This window comes from Neorhizobium petrolearium (assembly GCF_029854435.1).
GTDB lineage: Bacteria > Pseudomonadota > Alphaproteobacteria > Rhizobiales > Rhizobiaceae > Neorhizobium > Neorhizobium petrolearium.
The window spans coordinates 656899-674289 of record NZ_CP123001.1 but is presented as its reverse complement, the minus strand read 5'-3'; the positions used below and the strand labels follow the sequence as shown (position 1 = coordinate 674289).

Sequence of the window (17391 nt, the reverse complement as noted above, 5' to 3'; positions counted from 1 at the left end):
ATCGACAATCCGTAACATGCTTCAGTGGCTGGAGAGCCAGTGCGCCGCAAGCGTGCAGGCGAGCGTGCCCAGCGGCGGAAGGAACGATAGCGCTAGCGCTCCAGTGCCACCGTCTTGATGACAGCGAAGACCGACTTTCCAGGCTTGAGGTCGAGGCGCTCCGCGGAGAGCGCGGTGATGCGGGCGAGAAGCATATCCTCGCCGCAGCGGATGCGGATGCGGACCATGCCCTCGCCGTCCGGCTCCATCGAAGCGACATGGCCATCGAGGATGTTGAGAGCGCTCAGGCCCTCGGGCCGTCTTATCGCCACCATCACGTCGCGTTCGGGAATATGCACCCTGACTGTACGTCCGGCTTCAACATGGGCATTCGGTACCATCAGATGCGACGTGGAAAGCCGAATGTTTGCCAGACGATGTTCCGTGTCGACCGACTGCACGGTGCCGGAGAGAACCGCACCCGCTTCACGGCGGTCGGATGACGGCAAGGATGAGCCGCCAAGGATATCCGACGGAGTGCCGACCGCTTCGACCTTGCCGTCTCGCATCATGACCACCCGGTCGGCAAGCCGCGCCACCTCAGCCACGGAATGGCTGACATAGACGATCGGCGTCGTGGTCTCATCGCGCAGCCGTTCGAGATAGGGCAGGATTTCCGCCTTGCGCTCCTCGTCGAGGGCTGCGAGCGGCTCGTCCATCAGGAGCAGGCGCGGCGCCGACAGAAGCGCCCGGCCGATCGCGACGCGCTGCTTTTCGCCGCCCGACAGCTTGCCCGGCCGCCGGTCGAGCAGCGCGCCGATCCCGAGGAGGTCGACGATGTGGTCGAAGTCCTCCCCCCGCGCAGCCTTCGATGCAAACCAGCGGCCGTAGACGAGGTTCTGGCGGACGGTGAGATGCGGAAAAAGCCGGCCTTCCTGGAAGACATAGCCGAAGCGTCGCCTGTGCTTCGGCACGAAGATGCGGTTTTCCGTATCGAGCAGCACCTCGTTGTCGATTATCAGCCGGCCGCGGTCCGGCCGCAGGAGCCCAGCGATCACCCTGATCAGCGAGGTCTTTCCCGAGCCTGAACGGCCGAACAGCGCCGTCACGCCGCCTTCCGATGTAAAACCGGCATCAAGCGTGAATCCGCCGAGTTTCTGCTGTGCCTCAACGACAAGGGTCATTCGATGTCGACCCTCCTGCCGATCAGATAGGCCATGAGCTCGGAGGCGAGCAGCGCGGCAAAGGAGATGACGATCGCGACCAATGTGAGCCGCATGGCGCCGAGATCACCGCCCGGCACCTGGGTGAAGGTATAGATCGCCGCCGACAGCGTCTGCGTCTCGCCCGGAATGTTGGAAACGAAGGTGATAGTCGCGCCGAACTCGCCCATGGCCTTGGCAAAGGCGAGGATCATGCCGGCGATGATGCCGGGCAGGATGAGCGGCAGCGTTACGGTGAGGAACACCCAGGCAGGACTGGCGCCGAGCGTACCGGCCGCTTCTTCGAGCTTGTGGTCGACCGCTTCGATCGACAGTCGGATCGAGCGCACCATCAGCGGAAAGCCCATGACGCCGCAGGCAAGCGCCGCACCCGTCCAGCGGAAGGAAAAGACGATGCCGAGATATTCGTCAAGAAAAGCGCCGATGACGCCGCGCCGGCCGAACACGATGAGCAGGATGAAGCCGGTGACGACCGGCGGCAGGATGAGCGGCAGGTGCACGACCCCGTTCAGGATCGACTTGCCCCAGAATTTCCCGCGGGCAAGCAGATGGGCGATGAGAATGCCGAAGGGAAGGCTGACGACCATCGCCACGCTGGACACCCACAGGCTGAGCCTGACGGCCGTCCATTCCTCGTCGCTCAATACCAGCCAGTCCAAACGCTACCCCCAAAGGAAGGCGGCTCCCGCAAGGGAGCGCGAGCCACCTTAACCCGACTTACTTCAGAACCGTAAAGCCTTCCTTCTCGAAGAAAGGCGCAGCTTTTTCCGACTTCAGGTATTCGAGGTAGGCGGCGGCATCCGAAGACCTGGATTCCGAAAGAATGGCGATCGGGTAGATGATCGGCGGATGGGTGTCTTCCTGAAACGTGCCGACCACTGCGACACCCGGATCGGCTGTCGCATCCGTCTGGTAAACGATGCCGTATGGCGCCTCGCCGCGCGATACGAGGGCGAGTGCGGCGCGCACGCTCTCGGCCCCGGCGACGCTCTTTTCGACCGAGGCCCATATGCCGAGTTTTTCGAGCGCGGCCTTGCCGTATTTGCCGGCCGGAACGGAACTCGGCTCGCCCATGGCGAGCCTGCCGCCCTTCAGCAGACCGGCAAGGTCGAGGCCCGGCTTGATATCGACCGGTGCGGCCTTGTCCTTCGCGGTGATCAGCACGATCCGGTTGGCGAGGAAGTTGGAGCGGGTCTCTTCCTTCACGAGTTTTTTGTCGGCAACGTATTTCATCCAGTCGAGGTCAGCCGAGATGAAGATGTCAGCCGGCGCGCCGCTTTCGATCTGCTTGGCAAGCGCCGAACTTGCCGCGTAGGAGACGGCCACCGCCCTGCCCCCCTTGGCGCTCCAGGCCTTGTTGGCGTTGTCGAGCGCGTTCTTCATGCTGGCGGCAGCAAAGACGGTCACCTTTTCCTGTGCAACGGCGGGCGTGGCAAGGCCGGCCAGCGACAGGAAGGCGGCGGTCGCCGAAGCAATGGCGATCCTGATCAAGGAGCGACGGCTAATGGTCATGGTTCCCTCTCCAATCCTCAACGAGATATCTTCCTGAATATATCGGGGATGAAGTTTTGGCCAGCGTTATATTCCATGAAATATCTTGGTCGGCGGGATGTGTTGAACAGCAATCGCCCGCCGCAACGGATTGCGTCGCAGCGGCGTTGAAACGTTCGGGCGAGAGGTCAGATGCCGAGCGCCATGCCATCCTTGCGGGGGTCGGAACCGCCCCGCAATACGCCGGTTTCCCAGTCGATCCAGATCGCCTGAGCGCCACCCATCGGCGATTCCGGCGCCTTGACCTGAAAACCCCGCCGTTCGAAGTCCCGGCCGATCGTATCGCGCAGCCGATGTTCCATCTCGACCTGGTTGGTGCCGGGCAGCGGGAAGAGGCGCGGCAGGTCGATCGCACTCTGCAGGTCCATGCCGTAATCGAAGACTTTGGAGAGGAAATGCGCATGGCCCATCGCCTGGTATTGGCCACCCATGACGCCGAAGGGCATCACGGCACGTCCATTCTTCGTCACCATGCCGGGGATGATCGTATGCATCGGCCGCTTGCCGGGAGCGACTGCGTTCGGATGGTTGGGATCGAGCGAGAAGCTGAAGCCCCGGTTGTGGAACATGACGCCGTGGTTCGGGTCCATGCGGCCGCTGCCGTAGACGAAGAAGATCGAGTTGATGAAGCTGACCACGTTGCGATCGCTATCGACCACCGAAAGGTAGATCGTATCCCGGTGCGGCACTTCGTCGAACTTCGGCAAGTCCGTTATCGCCTTAGTGGGATCGATCATGCCGGCCAGTTCCTTGGCGAGCGCATCTGAAAGCAGATAGTCGACCGGCACGTCCACCTTGGCCGGGTCGGCGAGGAAGCGGTTGCGGGCGGCATAGGCCAGCCGGGTCGCCTCGACCTCGATATGCAGCCGTTCGGGAGAGAGCGGGTCGCCTTTGCCGGGGAAATGCGAAAGGATCTTGAGGATCATCAGCGCGATGATGCCCTGCCCATTCGGCGGGCACTCATGGATTTCGTGACCGCGGAAGGTCGTCTTGATCGGCGTGACATATTCGCCTTTCGCAGTGGCGAAATCTTCGAGCGTGTGAAGTCCGCCGATGCTGTTCAGGTAGCGAACCAGATCCTCGGCAATCGGACCCCGATAGAAGGCATCCCGGCCCTCCCGCCCAATCGCCTCCAGCGTATCGGCGAGTTCCCGCTGATATCGGATCGAGCCGGCGGGCGGGGCCTTGCCATCGACGAGGAAAGTGCGGCTTGCAGTCGGGTCTCCCTTCAGCATCTCTTCCTGCGCGGCGAGGTCATACGCCGAGCGCGGCGGCAGCGCATAACCGTCGCGGGCAAGTTTGATCGCCGGCGAAAGGATGTCGGCCATCTTCATGCGTCCGTGGTCGGCGACGAGCCGTGTCCAGGCATCCACGGCACCGGGCACGGTGATCGTGTGCGGTGAGGTGCGGGTGAGGCTGGTAATGCCGAGCGAGCGGAGGTGCTCGACGGTCGCGGCGGCCGGTGCGCGGCCGGAACCGTTATAGGCGATGATCTTGTCCGTTCCGCCGAGCGAGAGAAGCGCGAAACAATCGCCTCCGATACCGGTCGAGCCGGCTTCCACCACGCATTGCACGGCGCAGGCGGCAACCGCCGCATCGATCGCGTTGCCACCGCTGCGCAGGATGTCGATTGCCGCCAGTGTTGCCAGCGGCTGGGAAGTTGCCGCCATGGCATTGCGGCCGACGGCCAGCGAACGGCCGGGTAATTCGAAGTCTCTCATGGCGCTCTCATCGTTGGAAAAGCGGGCGAATGCCCTGTCACGGCTTGTTATCCACTCAAGAGACCACGCCGAAGGCCAGTCATCAAGGCCCTGGTTGTCGTTTTGAGATGGCTGATATTCCGCAGCAACCCGCTAATTTTGCCGACCACGGCCGACTTGACGCCCGTCCCCTACCTGCCATTCTGCGAATAAAGGGAGACGGGGTAATGAAATATGTGGTCAATGGGCTCATCGCCCTCGTGGGCATTCTCGGCACGGGTGCGGTTGCGGGCATCGCCGCCATTCTGATGGCTGCTTTCGAAATGACCGGCTCCTGTTTCGAAGGTGCCTGTGCCTATACGGCGGTGTTCCTGGTCTTCCCGTTTCTCTGGATCGTGCTGATGGTGATCTTCTTCGCCATATGGATGTCCATTCGCCGCAAACGGAAAGCGCTGGCCATCGGCAGACCCTGATCCGCCCGGTTTCGATATCCGCGAGCTTGCTGTGCCCCTGGTTCCTGATAGATTTCGGTGACGGAGGACGGACAATGTCGGTGAAATCATCGGAACGGCAGGTCGGGGAGATGCCGGCAGAGAACAAGGATCTCATTCCTGCCATTTTCCAGAATCTCATTGGTTACCACCTGCGCGTGGCCCAGGAGGCGTCTTTCCAGGCCTTTGCCAGGGCGGCCGGGAAAGCGGACCTGAAGCCCGGCTGGTATTCGCTGTTGACGGTGCTTGCGGAGAAGGAAAGCATGACGCCGTCGGAACTCAGCCGAATCTGCGGGCGCGACCGGTCTACGCTGACGTCGAGCCTTAAGGGACTGGTGACGCGGGGATTGATCGAACGGCGCGGAAATCCGGAGGACCAGCGCAGCTACAACGTCCGGCTGACGGAGGAAGGCCGGCAAATGCAAGAGCGGCTGCATATCATCGCCAAGGCTCATGACCGCCGCCTTGATGAGATTGCAGGCGAGGACAAGGCTGTGCTTATCGCTGTACTCGGCCGGGTTGCCGCCGCGCTTGGGGCAGAGCGAGATTTTTGACGACTGTGCCCGATATGTGCGCGTTCCCTCCGGACCGGCGCCACAGATTGGAATCCGCATCGTTTGAATTGAAAAGGCCGGCGAAGTCTCCCTCGCCAGCCTGTGCGATCTTGAGAGATCTGCTTCAGAGAATATGCGTGCCGCCGAGGTTCTGCACCGCGCGGCGGGTCATCACCGCCACCAGATGGGCGCGATAATCGGCCGGGGCATGCATGTCGCCCATCATCTGCGACGGATCGATGGTCAGGCCGTCCAATGCTTCGACTGTGAGGCTCTCGTTGAGCCTCTCTTCGGCCTCAGTCCAGCGGAACACGCCTTCGTTGCCGGCACCCGTGATCGCCACGCGGACATGCCCGTCCCGGTGCTTGGATACGAAGGCGGCCGCCATCGAATAGCGCGAGGCCGGATTGCGAAATTTCGCATAGCCGGCGATTTCCGGAATCTTGAACTCGACGCGGACGAGGATTTCGCCGGGCTCCAGCACCGTCGTGTAGAGGCCCTGGAAATAGTCGGCGGCCGGGATGGCGCGGCGGTCGGTGTGGACGATCGCGTCGAGCGACAGCACGGCCGAAGGATAGTCGGCGGCCGGGTCGTTATTGGCGGTCGAACCGCCGATCGTACCCATATGGCGCACCTGCACGTCTCCGATCGAGCCGGCAAGGCCGGCCAGTGCCGGAATGGCCGCCTTGACCTCCTTCGAGGCGGCGACGACCGCATGCTTGGTGGCCGAGCCGATGATGACCTTGTCGGCCGTCACTTCGATGCCGGAAAGTTCGGGAATGGCGCGCACGTCGATCAGGTGCTGCGGCGCGGCAAGCCGGCTCTTCAGCGTCGGGATCAGCGTATGGCCGCCGGAGAGGTAGGACGGCTCTTCGGAATTCTCGTAGAGGTCGATGGCTTCGGAAAGCGTCTTCGGCTTGTGGTAGGTCGTTGCGTACATGGCCTTGTCCCCTCCCGATTATTCGGCCGCGACGGCATGCGCCGCGCGATGTTTTTCCGCCGCGTCCAGCACCGCCTTGACGATGTTGTGGTAGCCGGTGCAGCGGCAGAGATTGCCTTCCAGCTCGTGGCGGACGGTGTGTTCGTCGAGCATGCCGTCATGGCGGCGGATCATGTCGACCGAGGCCATGATCATGCCGGGCGTGCAATAGCCGCACTGCAGGCCGTGATGTTCGTGGAAGGCCTGCTGCACCAGATGCAGCTTGCCGCCTTCGGCAAGACCTTCAATGGTCATCACTTCCGAACCATCGGCGGCGACGGCCAGAACCGTACAGCTCTTCACGGCCTTTCCGTCGAGATGGATCGTGCAAGCACCGCACTGGGTGGTGTCGCAGCCGACATGGGTGCCGGTCAGCCCCAGATGCTCGCGGATGAACTGCACGAGCAGCGTGCGGTCCTCGACCTCTCGTGTCTCCGGCTTGCCGTTGACGGTAATGGTGATGCGGGACATGAGCCCCTCCTCTCAAAAAGACTCAGGCGGCAAGCGCCGCGACAACGATGACGGCGACAGCAACGACGCCGGCGATAATATAGGGCAAACGGCTCGCACGCTGCCCGGCCGGCGCTGCGGGTGCAACAACCGGTCCGGCAGCTTCGGGAGCCGCAGGTGGGATGGGTGCCGGTGCTGCAGCTGACATGACAGGCGCGGCAACAGCCGCCGTCGCGATAGCCTCCGCTACACCGGCATCGGTTGCATGATCAACCATGACGGCGCGTGCTGCAAGCTTTTCGAAGAACTCGTCGGCGAGTTTTTTTGCCGTGGAATCAATGAGCCTCGATCCGAGCTGGGCGAGCTTGCCGCCCACCTGCGCCTTGGCGAGATAGGTGAGCACGGTATCGGCACCATCTTCGGTGAGATGCACATCGGCGCCGCCCTTGGCGAAGCCGGCGACCCCGCCCTTGCCCTCACCGGAGATCGTCAGGCTTTCCGGCGCTGTCACGTTCGACAGCGTCACCTCGCCGGCGAACGTCGCCTTCACCGGGCCGATCTTCGTGGTAACGCGGGCCGCAAAACCGGTCTCCGGCGTGCCCTCCAGGCTTTCGCAGCCGGGAATGCAGGCCTTCAGCACAGCCGGATCGTTGATCAGCGCCCAGACGTGCTCGCGCGGCGCGGCGATGCGATATTCGCCCTTGAGATCCATAGGTTCACTCCTCCCTGTCCGTCATTTGCTGCCTGTGACCGATTCGTAGAACGAGAGGTCAAGATATTTGGAAATATCGGTCAGCGGTGTGTTTCCCGATCCGTAGCGGGAGCGAAGGTCCAGGACGGCCTTCATGCCTTCGGGCAGGATCTTTGCGCCCGGAGTGAGACCGGAGCGCGGCGAAAGCAGACTTGCCATGATCGAAGGGACCGCCGCCGGCTGGATATCCGGCATCTTGGCCTGCAGCAGGGCGGCACCGGCTTCACGGTTGGCTGGGTTAAGCGTCCATTCAAGCCCCTTCAGATAGGCACGAATGAGAGCTTTCACCGGTTCCGGATTTTCGGCGGCATAGGCGCGGCGGGCGGCGATCACACCGCCCTGGTAGCTGTCGAAATGGTTCGAGGAGACGTCGAGCACGTTGAAGCCGGAACGTCTGGCGATGCTGGTGAAGGGCTCGATCGTCAGCGTCGCGGCATGTTCGCCGGCCTTGACCGACTGCCAGCGCTGCGGGGTGGCGCCGACGGCGGCGAAGGTGACGTCGTCGCGGCCAAGGCCGCTGCGGGCCATCATCTCGAAGAGCACGAAGGCAAAGCCGGTGGTCAGCGCATCGAGCGCGATCGAGCGTCCCTTGAGATCCTCGTAGGTCTTGACCTCGGGCGCGGTGACAATCGCGAGCTCCAGCTGTGTGGCCCCGATCAGCACGACATAGTCCGGATTGACACCCTCCGTCGTCGCACCCTGGCCTTCACCATAGGCGACGACATTGTCGAAGGCGGTGAAGACGATGTCGAACTCGCCGGCGGCAGTCTTCTCCGCCTGGGCGACCGAGCTCGGGGTCAGCGAGATTTCGACATTCAGGCCTTCTTCCACAAAGAAGCCCTGTTCGATCGCCGCGAAGGTCGGCAGGTTCGGTGCGCCCGGGAATGCGATGACGCGGACGGTCTTCAAATCACTCATAAGATAAATTCCTCCTCAGGACGCCTTGCGTCCGCTGTTCATGGCGCGCCAGACATTGGCCGGCGTGACGGGCATCTGGATGTCCTTGACGCCGAATTCCGAAAGCGCATCGACCACGGCGTTGACGACAGTCGCGAGCGCCGGCGTGGTGCCACCCTCGCCGCCCGCCTTGATGCCGAGCGGATTGGTCGGCGAAATCACTTCGGCAATTTCGCATTTGAAGCTCGGCATGGTGTCGGAGCGAGGCAGGCCGTAGTCCATGAACGAGCCGGCGAGCGGTTGCCCGCTGTTGGGATCGATCGCACAGAGTTCCCACATGGCCTGGCCGACGCCCTGGGCAATGCCGCCATGGGTCTGGCCGTGGACGATCAGCGGGTTGATGCAGCGGCCGACATCGTCGATCGTCGTATAACGGACGATCTGCACATGGCCGGTGTCGCGGTCGATCTCGACCTCGCAGACAGCGGCACCGTTCGGGAAGACCGGGGTGTGCATTTCGTTGTCCTTGACGACGCGCAGCTTGCCATGGGAGGCGCGCGTGCGGCGGCCGAGATCGAAAATGTCGATCGTCTGGTTAGAGTTGCGGAGCTTGAAGACGCCGCCTTCGAAATCGATCCAGTCGGGCGTCGAGCCGAGCAGATCGGCGGCGCGCTTCCTTCCTTCCGCCAGAAGATCGGCGGAAGCCATGGCCATGACAGTGCCGGCATGGCGCATGGAGCGGCCGGAATGCGAGCCGCCGCCGACGCTGACGATATCGGTATCGCCAAGCACGATCCACACCTTTTCGACCGGAACCTGGATCATGTCCGCCACGACCTGGGCAAAGCTCGTCTCATGGCCCTGGCCGCTCGGCTGGGTGCCGATGATGACTTCGATGGTGCCGTCGTCCTTGATCTCGATCTCGGCGCGCTCCTTCGGCGTGCCGATCGAGGATTCGACATAGTTGGCGAAACCGCGACCGAGCAGCTTGCCGCGCCTGGCGGCTTCCACCTTGCGTGCGTCGAACGACGCCCAGTCGGAGAGCTCGAGCGCGCGGTCCATGTTCTTCTCGTATTCGCCGCTGTCGTAAACCGAGCCGACCGCATTGGTATAGGGCATGGCGGACGGCGGGATGAGGTTCTTGCGGCGCAGCTCCAGCTTGTCGAAACCGAGCTGGTCTGCGGCAAGCTCTACCAGGCGTTCGATCGCGAAGGTCACTTCCGGCCGGCCGGAGCTGCGATAGGCCTGGGTGCACATCGTGTTGGAGAAGACGGCGCGGGCACGCAAGGTCGCATAGGGAATGTCGTAGGAACCGGTAATGAGGCCCGAGCCCTTGCTGAGCGGCGACAGCGACACGGCCCGACCACCGACATTCGAAAGGTTGTCGGCGCGCATGGCGAGAAACTTGCCGTCCTTGCGGATGGCCAGCTCCACCTTGGTCACGAGGTCGCGGCCCTGATAATCGGTGAGGAAGGATTCCGAACGGGTCGCAGTATATTTCACCGGCCGGCCGATCCTGGCGGACGCCCAGAGAACCAGGCCGAATTCCACATAGACGCGGTTGCGAGTGCCGAAATTGCCGCCGACGTCGAAGGAAAGCACGCGCAGGTCCTTCGGCTCGATACCGAGCACCTTGGAAAGCTCGTTCTTCTGCCGCACGGCGCCGCCGCTGCCGGCATAAAGCGTGTAACGCTTCGTCTCCGGATCGTAGGAGCCGAGCGAGGAACGCGGCTCCATGGTGACGCCGGTGACGCGGTGGATATGGAATTCCGCCTTTACGACATGGTCGGCCTCCGCAAAGGCGGCGTTCGTGCCTTCGATATCACCGAAGGTCGTGTCGATGAAGACATTGTCCGGCACCTCGTCCCAGATGGTCGGGGCGGCCGGCTCGGCGGCCTTGGCGGTATCGGTGACATAGGGCAGTTCTTCCCAGTCGATGAGAACCTTTTCGGCACCGTCGGCGGCCTGGGCGGCGGTCTCCGCCACGACGATCGCCACGGCCTCACCGACAAACCGGGCCTTGTCCGCAGGAAGAAGGTAATGCGGTCCGGTAAATGCCGCGCTGCCGTCCTTTGCCCTGAGCTTCATGTCGAAATTGGTGGACGGAATGGGATTGTGGGGGATCGGCTTGATATCGTCGGCAAGGATGTCCTCGCCGGTCAGGACCAGAAGCACGCCCTCGCTCGCCAAAGCTTCCGTCTTGTCGATGCCGAGGATGCGGGCATGCGGATAGGGCGAGCGCACGATCGCCGCATAGGTCTGTCCGGGCAGCGAGAAGTCGTCGGAGAAGCGGCCCTTGCCGGTGATCAGGCGGCCGTCTTCCTTGCGGGGAATCGGCTTGCCGACATGCTTGAACAGCGCCTCCTGCACCAGCTTCATTTCGGGCGAAAGCTTTGCCGAATCCGGCTTCGGCTGCTTCAGCGGATGCACGATCATTTCGGACGCGGCGGTCTTGAACGGCCTGTTCATGAAACCTCTTCTCTTTGAAATCACGACGGTTTCTCCCTTCCGCCGACATGTCTCCGAGCTCTCACCCCGCTCTGCGAGATGCTGTTGCTCTTCGTATTAATGTATGACAATATGGCAGTATAATGCAATCGAAAAGATCACCCCTTTCGACCTGAGGGTGATTGCCTCATCCGGCTCGATGCCTTCAGTTAAGGAATGACGCCTGCTTTCCGCTCTCCTTGGGAGGGGTGCCAGGCGCAGGTTTGGGAGTGAAACTTAAATGACGACTTTCGCGCGCAAGGCGCCCCTCGACCTGCAGGAACACCTGCAGCGGCTGGAGGCCCTCAGCCTCCTCACTAGGATCCAGGTGCCGATCGACAAGGACAGCGAACTGCATCCGCTTGCCCGCTGGCAGTTTCAGGGCGGCCTGCCGGACGAGCAGCGCCGCGGATTCCTGTTTACGGACGTGAAGGGCGCCAAGGGCGAGAAGTATGACATTCCCGTCGCCGTCGGCGTGCTGGCCGCTTCGCCGGCGATCTATGCGGCAGGCCTCGGCGTATCTGAAGACGAGATCGGCGATGTCTGGGTCAACGCCATGGAGCATCCCATCGATCCGGTCATGGTCACGGAAGCGCCTTGTCAGGAAGTCGTCGTCACCGGCGACGAATTGAAGCGGGAGGGCAAAGGCCTCGGCTCCCTGCCCGTACCGATCTCCACGCCCGGCTTCGACAGCGCTCCCTATTTCACCGCCACCCTCTGCGTCACCCGCGACCCGGAAAACGGCATCCGAAACATGGGCACCTATCGTGCGGCGCTGAAGGCGGAAGACCGGCTCGGGGTGCGCATGGCAAGCCGCCTCTCCGGTGCCGGCGGCTACCAGCACTGGCTGAAATACCAGAAGATGGGCAAGCCGATGCCCTGCGCCATCGTCATCGGCTGCGCGCCGGCCGTGCTCTTCACCGGCCCGCAGAAACTGCCGATCGACCAGGACGAACTGGGCGTTGCCGGCGGCCTGATCGGCGAGCCGATCCGCATCGTCAAGTGCAAGACGATCGACCTCGAAGTGCCGGCCGATGCGGAAATCGTCATCGAAGGCCTGATCGATCCCGTGCTCCTGGAGCCGGAGGGTCCGTTCGGCGAAAGCCACGGCCATGTGGCACTCGAGGACTTCAACATGTCGATGCAGGTGACGGCGATCACCCGCAAGAAGAAGCCGGTCCTCGTCTCGATCGTCTCCCAGGTGACACCGAGCGAATCGAGCGTCCTGAAGCGCGTCGCCTACGAACCGCTCTTCCTCAACCACCTGAAGAAGGTGCTGAACGTCAAGGGCATCAGGCGCGTCGTGATGCACGAGCCGCTCACCAATATCCGCAAGGTCATCTTCCTGGAATTCGACCGCTCGGCGCCGCAATCGGAGATCTGGCGCGGCCTCCAGGGGGCGGCGACGCTGCAGGCGCAATGCGGCAAGATCGTCATCGCGGTTTCCGACGATATCGACAGCCGCAACGCGGACGCCGTCTTCTGGTCGCTCGCCTATCGCGCCAACATGATCGACGACGTGCATATCACGCCCTACCGCTCCGGCGGTCATGGGCCGAAATCCGGCTCGAAGAGCGCCGAGGGTACGATGCTGATCGATGCGACGCTGAAGGCGCCAATGCCTCCGCTCGCCCTTCCAGCCGAGCCCTACATGGTCAAGGCGCGACAGATCTGGGAAGACCTGCAGCTTCCTCGCCTCACACCGCAGCCGCCATGGCACGGCTATTCGCTGGGCGACTGGAGCGACCTCTGGACCCGGTTTGCCGACGATGCGGTCGCCGGGGACTGGCGCAAGACCGGCGAGAACACGCTCGCCCGCCGCAAGGGCGGCATGAAGCCGGAGACGCCCGCCCGCGACGTCGAAAACCCGAAGGCCGACAAGAAGGGCTGACGAAACGCGGCGGCGCGGATGGTTCAGACGTCGTCCGGGCCGCTATCGTTTTCGAGAATCCGTCCATCGATAGTCAAAGCATTTCCGTTTTCGGGAGGAGTCATGTTGAAGATCGGCCAGTCGCAATTGCGGTTCGAGGATGACGCGCTGATTACCGGACGCGGGCGCTATATGAACGACCTCGCGGCCAAGGGCGAGGCAATGGCCGTCTTCGTCAGGTCGCAGGCCGCGTCCGGCCGGATCGTCTCGATCGATACGGAAGCAGCGATCGACATGCCTGAGGTTCTCGGTATCTTCACCGGCGCGGACCTGAAGGCGGCCGGCCTTCAGCCGATCCAGCCGCGGGGCAAGCATCCCGGCCCCGATGGCGGCGAAATGCGGGTGCCGGTCTTCTATCCGCTCGCCGTCGGTGCCGTCCGTTACGTCGGCGACCCCATTGCCATGGTCGTCGCCGAGACGAAGGAAGCAGCACTTGCCGCCGCCGAAGCCGTGACGGTCGAAATAGAAGAGCGGTCAGTGGTAATCGACCCGCTGGAAGCCGTCTCCCCGGACGCGCCGCTCGTCTGGGATGAATTCCCCGACAATCGCTGCTTCACCTTCGAAACAGGCGACAAGGCGGGCGTGAGCGCTGCCATCGCTTCCGCCCATACCGTGGTCCGCCAGCGGTTGAGAATTTCCCGCGTCACCGCCGCGCCAATCGAGACGCGCGGTGCAATCGCCTCTTACGACGATGCCGCCGGTCTTTACAGGCTCGAACTCGGCACGCAGGCGCCGCATCGCATTTCCGGCGACGTTGCACCGATTCTCGGCGTCTCCTCGGACAAAGTGCATGTGGTCGCGTCCGATTGCGGCGGTTCGTTCGGCATGAAGAATGCCGGTTATCCCGAATATCCGGCGCTCCTCTGGGCGGCAAAACGGACCGGCCGCACGATTCGCTGGGCAGCCGACCGGCTTGAATCCTTCCAGTCCGACGCGCACGCCCGCGACATGTGGGCCGATGCTGCGCTGGCTCTCGACGCCGACGGAAAATTCTTAGGCCTCGATGTGCATGTGCGTGCCAATCTCGGCGCCTATCTGGGGCCGGCGACGGTACATCCACCGGTCGCCAATATCGGCGGCCTTGCCGGCGTCTACCGCACGCCGAAGATCTATGCCAGGATCGACGGTGTCTTCACCAATACCCAGCAGACGGCGCCTTATCGTGGAGCCGGCCGGCCGGAAGCGACCTATATCATCGAGCGGATGATCGATCTTGCGGCCTACGAGATGGGCATCGACCGGGCGGAACTGCGCCGCCGCAACCTCGTGCCGAAGGAAGCCATGCCATATTCGAGCGGCTTCATCTTCACTTATGATTCGGGCGACTTCCCCGGCGTGCTCGACAAGGCGCTCGAAATGGCCGACTGGAGCGGCTTCGAAGCGCGTCGGGTGGAAGCCAAGGCGCGCGGAAAACTGCGCGGCATCGGCATTGCCAATCCGATCGAGATCGCCGGTGGCCCGGCCGCCAAGCCCAATCCGGAATTCGCCCGCGTGGAAATCGCGCCGAGCGGCAAGGTTCGCATCCATATTGGTTCAATGGACAGCGGCCAGGGCCATGGTACGGCCTTCCGGCAGGTCATCGCCGACCGGCTGGGACTTGATACGCAAGATATGGAAATCGTCACCGGCGACACCCATGAGGTGCCGCAAGGTACCGGCACGTTCGGCTCGCGCACGCTGGCCGCGGCCGGCGGCGCTATCTGGACCGCGGCCGACACGATCATCGAAAAGCTGAGGGATCAGGCGGCCGAGCAACTGGAGGCGGCCAAGGCGGATATCCTCTTCGAAAGCGGGCAATACCGTATCGCCGGCACCGACCGAACGATTTCCTTCGCCGAGGTGATAGCCGGCGAATCAGCGCCTCTTTCGGCGGAGAACTTCGTCAGCAACACAGGCGCCACCTTCCCGAACGGCTGCCATATCTGCGAAGTGGAAATCGATCCGGTCACCGGACAGGTCCAGCTGACCAGCTATACCGTCGTCGACGATGTCGGGCGCATGGTCAATCCGCTGCTGGTCAAGGGCCAGATCACCGGCGGTGTCGCGCAGGGGCTCGGCCAGGCTCTGATGGAGAACGCCGTCTACGACCCTAATTCTGGCCAGCTTCTGTCTGCCACCTTCATGGATTATGCCATGCCGCATGCCAGCGACATGGCGGGCGTGGAGATTGCCGGGTTTTCGGTTCCGACTCAGCAGAATCCGTTGGGCGTCAAAGGCGCCGGCGAAGCGGGTACGGTCGGCGCTCTCTCGGCAGTGATCAGCGCCGTCGCCGATGCGCTCCATCCGCTGGGTGTCAGGCATATCGATATGCCCGCAACACCCGAGCGGGTCTGGCGCTGCCTGCAAATGCAACATATGGATTAATCAGCGCCATGCCCCGATATATCTTGTTGGAAATATCGACTTGACGGAGAGGTGACGGCGCGCGAGTTTGTTTGTATGACAGACATGTGATCACATTGGTTTGAACACCGCCGCCTTCGAGGAGACATATGGCAAATCCGCTTGCAGAGCCTCTCAACCCGCTCGTTCACGAGCCCGCCCCCCTGCGGAACAAGATCATGAATTCCCTGCGGCGGGCGATCGAAACCGGTGCACTGGAGCCGGGTACCCGTCTCGTGGAGAAGGATCTCTGCGAGAGGCTCAATGTCAGCCGCACTTCGCTCCGTGAGGCGCTGCGCCAGCTCCAGGCCGAGGGCATTCTTACCGACCTCAACAACCGGGGTCTCACTGTTGCCGCCGTCACCCGCTCGGATGCGGAAAACATCTACCGCATCCGCGGCGTGCTGGAGCCGCTGATCGTGGAACAGTTCATCGAAAACGCGCCGGATGACGAGGTCCAGGCATTGAAAGCGCATAGCGAGGTACTGAAGAGAGCCTACAGAGGCAGTAACGCTGAGGAGATCGTCGCCGCCAAGCGCGATTTTTACGACCGCATCTGCACCGGTGCCCGCAATCCGATCGCCTTCGATCTGCTGAAGAAGCTGACCCTGATGACCTCGCCGCTGCGCCGCCGCTCGGTGGTGCGCCCGGAGCGCCAGAGCCAGAGCATCAGCGAGATCGACACCATCGTCGCAGCGATCGTCAAGCGCGACAAGGCCGCCGCCAAGGCTGCTGCCGAAAAGCATGTGGCCAATTCGGCGATCTCCGCTTTCCGGACTGCCGACGGGGCGTGATAACCGTTTAGGATAAACACCATGCGCCGTATCATCGTTGCCATTACTGGAGCCTCCGGGGTCATTTATGGCGTCCGGGCGCTTCAACTGCTGAGACAAGTCGAGGATATCGAAACCCATGCGGTGATCTCGCCGTCCGCCTTCCGTACGGCGACCGACGAGATCGACATGAGTGCAGACGAGATCAAGGGGCTCGCCGACGTACTCTATAACTACAAGGACATCGGCGCGGCGGTCTCCTCCGGCTCGTTCCGCACGGCCGGCATGCTGATCGCGCCCTGCTCGGTGAAGACGCTGAGCGGCATTGCCAATTGCTACAATGACGAACTGATCGTCCGCGCCGCGGACGTCTGTCTCAAGGAACGCCGCCGTGTCGTGCTGCTCTTCCGCGAAACGCCGCTGCATGCCGGTCATATCGCGCTGATGGACCAAGCGACGCGGAATGGCGCGATCGTCATGCCGCCGGTACCGGCCTTCTATTCCAAGCCGGCCTCTATCGATGAGATGGTGACCCAGACCGTTGGTCGTGCGCTCGACCTCTTCGACATCCACCTGCCGATGGTCAAGCGCTGGAAGGATGGCCCCGGCTCACCGGGCCAACATTGATGTCCCGGATGGCCATCAGGTTACGGATGCCGGCTTAGAGGCCGGCCAGCGCCTTTTCGACAATTCCAAGCGCCTCGGTCGCCTTCGCGTCAGGTTCCGACCCTCGGAAATGCCACAGCACGCGTGCGAGGTTTCCGCTGGCGTCACCCGAGCCTGCAGCAATCAGCGCCTCTCCTTCGGCCTCAAGCACCGCCAGTTCGATCTTTTCCGAACCAAGCTCGACGCTCTTCACCTCGTTGCGCAATGCGTCGGTTTCCTTCGTCGGCGCAGGATGCGGCCCACCCTTCAATCGACGGCGGATGGCACGCAGTGGCCTCACCACCTCGTTTCGCCAATCCGCGACACGTTTGTCGATGCGCTCAAGCTCCGCATCCGTCAACGCAGCGGAATGCTTTGCAAGCCAGGCCGAAAAGAGAAGCATCGGCACATCGACGCCGCTTTCGTCGTGCAAGGTCAGACAGGCATCGCCCACGCCCGGTGAGGCATAGAGACGTAGAGCGAAATCCCACAGTCCCATTCGATCGTCAGTCATTTCGCCCTTCCCTTTCCGGCCCGTATCCGCTTAACAGCCCGGCCCCGAAAGCGGCAAGGTTTCGATGGAAAATAAGGAACTCCAA

The 17391-nt window shown here is 62.8% G+C and carries 16 protein-coding genes; 6 read left to right on the top strand and 10 right to left on the bottom strand.

The genetic code is table 11. From position 1 onward, the window contains the following. Positions 1-92 precede the first annotated feature (92 nt). The 4 genes from modC to ggt form a co-directional block, all read right to left on the bottom strand. The gene (gene modC / locus QEO92_RS30025; protein ID WP_227705729.1) at positions 93-1163 is read right to left on the bottom strand and encodes a molybdenum ABC transporter ATP-binding protein; all 1071 of its coding nucleotides are present in this window, start codon (positions 1161-1163) and stop codon (positions 93-95) included. Then, a complete protein-coding gene (modB, locus tag QEO92_RS30020) occupies positions 1160-1861 on the bottom strand; it encodes a molybdate ABC transporter permease subunit (protein WP_227705728.1) in 702 nt (233 codons plus the stop codon). Before modB ends, modC begins: the two co-directional genes overlap by 4 nt. Positions 1862-1919: 58 nt before the next feature. Further along, on the bottom strand, positions 1920-2714 hold the full coding sequence (gene modA, locus QEO92_RS30015) for a molybdate ABC transporter substrate-binding protein (protein WP_227705727.1): 795 nt from the start codon (positions 2712-2714) through the stop codon (positions 1920-1922). A gap of 167 nt (positions 2715-2881) precedes the next feature. Beyond that, a complete protein-coding gene (gene ggt / locus QEO92_RS30010; protein ID WP_227705726.1) occupies positions 2882-4474 on the bottom strand; it encodes a gamma-glutamyltransferase in 1593 nt (530 codons plus the stop codon). 206 nt (positions 4475-4680) lie between these two features. Between ggt and QEO92_RS30005 the strand changes: the two genes are divergently transcribed. Both QEO92_RS30005 and QEO92_RS30000 read left to right on the top strand, forming a co-directional pair. Further along, positions 4681-4926, top strand: a complete 246-nt coding sequence (locus QEO92_RS30005) for a hypothetical protein (RefSeq protein WP_052182566.1) — start codon at positions 4681-4683, stop codon at positions 4924-4926. Positions 4927-5000: 74 nt separating this feature from the next. Continuing rightward, positions 5001-5498 (top strand): MarR family winged helix-turn-helix transcriptional regulator, encoded by a 498-nt coding sequence (locus tag QEO92_RS30000; RefSeq protein WP_227705725.1) that lies wholly within the window; start codon positions 5001-5003, stop codon positions 5496-5498. Between the two features lie 124 nt (positions 5499-5622). Here the strand turns inward: QEO92_RS30000 and QEO92_RS29995 are convergent, their stop codons facing one another. The 5 genes from QEO92_RS29995 to QEO92_RS29975 are packed head-to-tail and all read right to left on the bottom strand — an operon-like array spanning position 5623 to position 11044. Beyond that, positions 5623-6438, bottom strand: a complete 816-nt coding sequence (locus QEO92_RS29995; RefSeq protein WP_227705724.1) for an FAD binding domain-containing protein — start codon at positions 6436-6438, stop codon at positions 5623-5625. A gap of 18 nt (positions 6439-6456) precedes the next feature. After that, a complete protein-coding gene (locus tag QEO92_RS29990; protein WP_227705723.1) occupies positions 6457-6948 on the bottom strand; it encodes a (2Fe-2S)-binding protein in 492 nt (163 codons plus the stop codon). A 22-nt stretch (positions 6949-6970) separates the two neighbouring features. Further along, the gene (locus QEO92_RS29985; protein ID WP_227705722.1) at positions 6971-7639 is read right to left on the bottom strand and encodes an SRPBCC family protein; all 669 of its coding nucleotides are present in this window, start codon (positions 7637-7639) and stop codon (positions 6971-6973) included. Positions 7640-7660: 21 nt separating this feature from the next. Beyond that, a complete protein-coding gene (locus QEO92_RS29980) occupies positions 7661-8596 on the bottom strand; it encodes an ABC transporter substrate-binding protein (RefSeq protein ID WP_227705721.1) in 936 nt (311 codons plus the stop codon). A 15-nt stretch (positions 8597-8611) separates the two neighbouring features. After that, entirely contained in the window at positions 8612-11044 is a 2433-nt protein-coding gene (locus tag QEO92_RS29975) for a xanthine dehydrogenase family protein molybdopterin-binding subunit (protein ID WP_227705720.1), read from the bottom strand. Between the two features lie 259 nt (positions 11045-11303). On the opposite strand from QEO92_RS29975, the gene QEO92_RS29970 reads away from it, so the two are divergent. From QEO92_RS29970 to QEO92_RS29955, 4 genes are all read left to right on the top strand, one after another. Further along, entirely contained in the window at positions 11304-12953 is a 1650-nt protein-coding gene (locus tag QEO92_RS29970) for a UbiD family decarboxylase (protein WP_227705719.1), read from the top strand. Between the two features lie 102 nt (positions 12954-13055). Continuing rightward, a complete protein-coding gene (locus QEO92_RS29965; RefSeq protein ID WP_227705718.1) occupies positions 13056-15356 on the top strand; it encodes a xanthine dehydrogenase family protein molybdopterin-binding subunit in 2301 nt (766 codons plus the stop codon). 128 nt (positions 15357-15484) lie between these two features. Further along, positions 15485-16168 carry a GntR family transcriptional regulator gene (locus QEO92_RS29960; RefSeq protein ID WP_227705717.1) on the top strand — a complete coding sequence of 228 codons (684 nt, stop codon included), beginning with the start codon at positions 15485-15487 and terminating at the stop codon, positions 16166-16168. 21 nt (positions 16169-16189) lie between these two features. Beyond that, on the top strand, positions 16190-16774 hold the full coding sequence (locus QEO92_RS29955; RefSeq protein WP_227705716.1) for a UbiX family flavin prenyltransferase: 585 nt from the start codon (positions 16190-16192) through the stop codon (positions 16772-16774). A gap of 34 nt (positions 16775-16808) precedes the next feature. Here QEO92_RS29955 and QEO92_RS29950 read toward each other — a convergent pair whose 3' ends face one another. Further along, positions 16809-17306, bottom strand: coding sequence for a TIGR02444 family protein (locus QEO92_RS29950; RefSeq protein WP_227705715.1), 498 nt, complete (start codon positions 17304-17306; stop codon positions 16809-16811). Positions 17307-17391: the final 85 nt, after the last annotated feature.

Excerpts from the sequence above, each read along its gene's own strand:
- QEO92_RS29950 (WP_227705715.1), bottom strand. The coding sequence starts at position 17,306 with ATGACTGACGATCGAATGGGACTGTGGGATTTCGCTCTACGTCTCTAT.
- QEO92_RS29955 (WP_227705716.1), top strand. The coding sequence starts at position 16,190 with ATGCGCCGTATCATCGTTGCCATTACTGGAGCCTCCGGGGTCATTTAT.
- QEO92_RS29970 (WP_227705719.1), top strand. The coding sequence starts at position 11,304 with ATGACGACTTTCGCGCGCAAGGCGCCCCTCGACCTGCAGGAACACCTG.
- modA (WP_227705727.1), bottom strand. The coding sequence starts at position 2,714 with ATGACCATTAGCCGTCGCTCCTTGATCAGGATCGCCATTGCTTCGGCG.
- QEO92_RS29985 (WP_227705722.1), bottom strand. The coding sequence starts at position 7,639 with ATGGATCTCAAGGGCGAATATCGCATCGCCGCGCCGCGCGAGCACGTC.
- QEO92_RS29965 (WP_227705718.1), top strand. The coding sequence starts at position 13,056 with ATGTTGAAGATCGGCCAGTCGCAATTGCGGTTCGAGGATGACGCGCTG.
- ggt (WP_227705726.1), bottom strand. The coding sequence starts at position 4,474 with ATGAGAGACTTCGAATTACCCGGCCGTTCGCTGGCCGTCGGCCGCAAT.
- QEO92_RS29990 (WP_227705723.1), bottom strand. The coding sequence starts at position 6,948 with ATGTCCCGCATCACCATTACCGTCAACGGCAAGCCGGAGACACGAGAG.
- modC (WP_227705729.1), bottom strand. The coding sequence starts at position 1,163 with ATGACCCTTGTCGTTGAGGCACAGCAGAAACTCGGCGGATTCACGCTT.
- QEO92_RS29960 (WP_227705717.1), top strand. The coding sequence starts at position 15,485 with ATGGCAAATCCGCTTGCAGAGCCTCTCAACCCGCTCGTTCACGAGCCC.
- QEO92_RS29975 (WP_227705720.1), bottom strand. The coding sequence starts at position 11,044 with ATGAACAGGCCGTTCAAGACCGCCGCGTCCGAAATGATCGTGCATCCG.
- QEO92_RS30000 (WP_227705725.1), top strand. The coding sequence starts at position 5,001 with ATGTCGGTGAAATCATCGGAACGGCAGGTCGGGGAGATGCCGGCAGAG.
- QEO92_RS30005 (WP_052182566.1), top strand. The coding sequence starts at position 4,681 with ATGAAATATGTGGTCAATGGGCTCATCGCCCTCGTGGGCATTCTCGGC.
- QEO92_RS29980 (WP_227705721.1), bottom strand. The coding sequence starts at position 8,596 with ATGAGTGATTTGAAGACCGTCCGCGTCATCGCATTCCCGGGCGCACCG.
- QEO92_RS29995 (WP_227705724.1), bottom strand. The coding sequence starts at position 6,438 with ATGTACGCAACGACCTACCACAAGCCGAAGACGCTTTCCGAAGCCATC.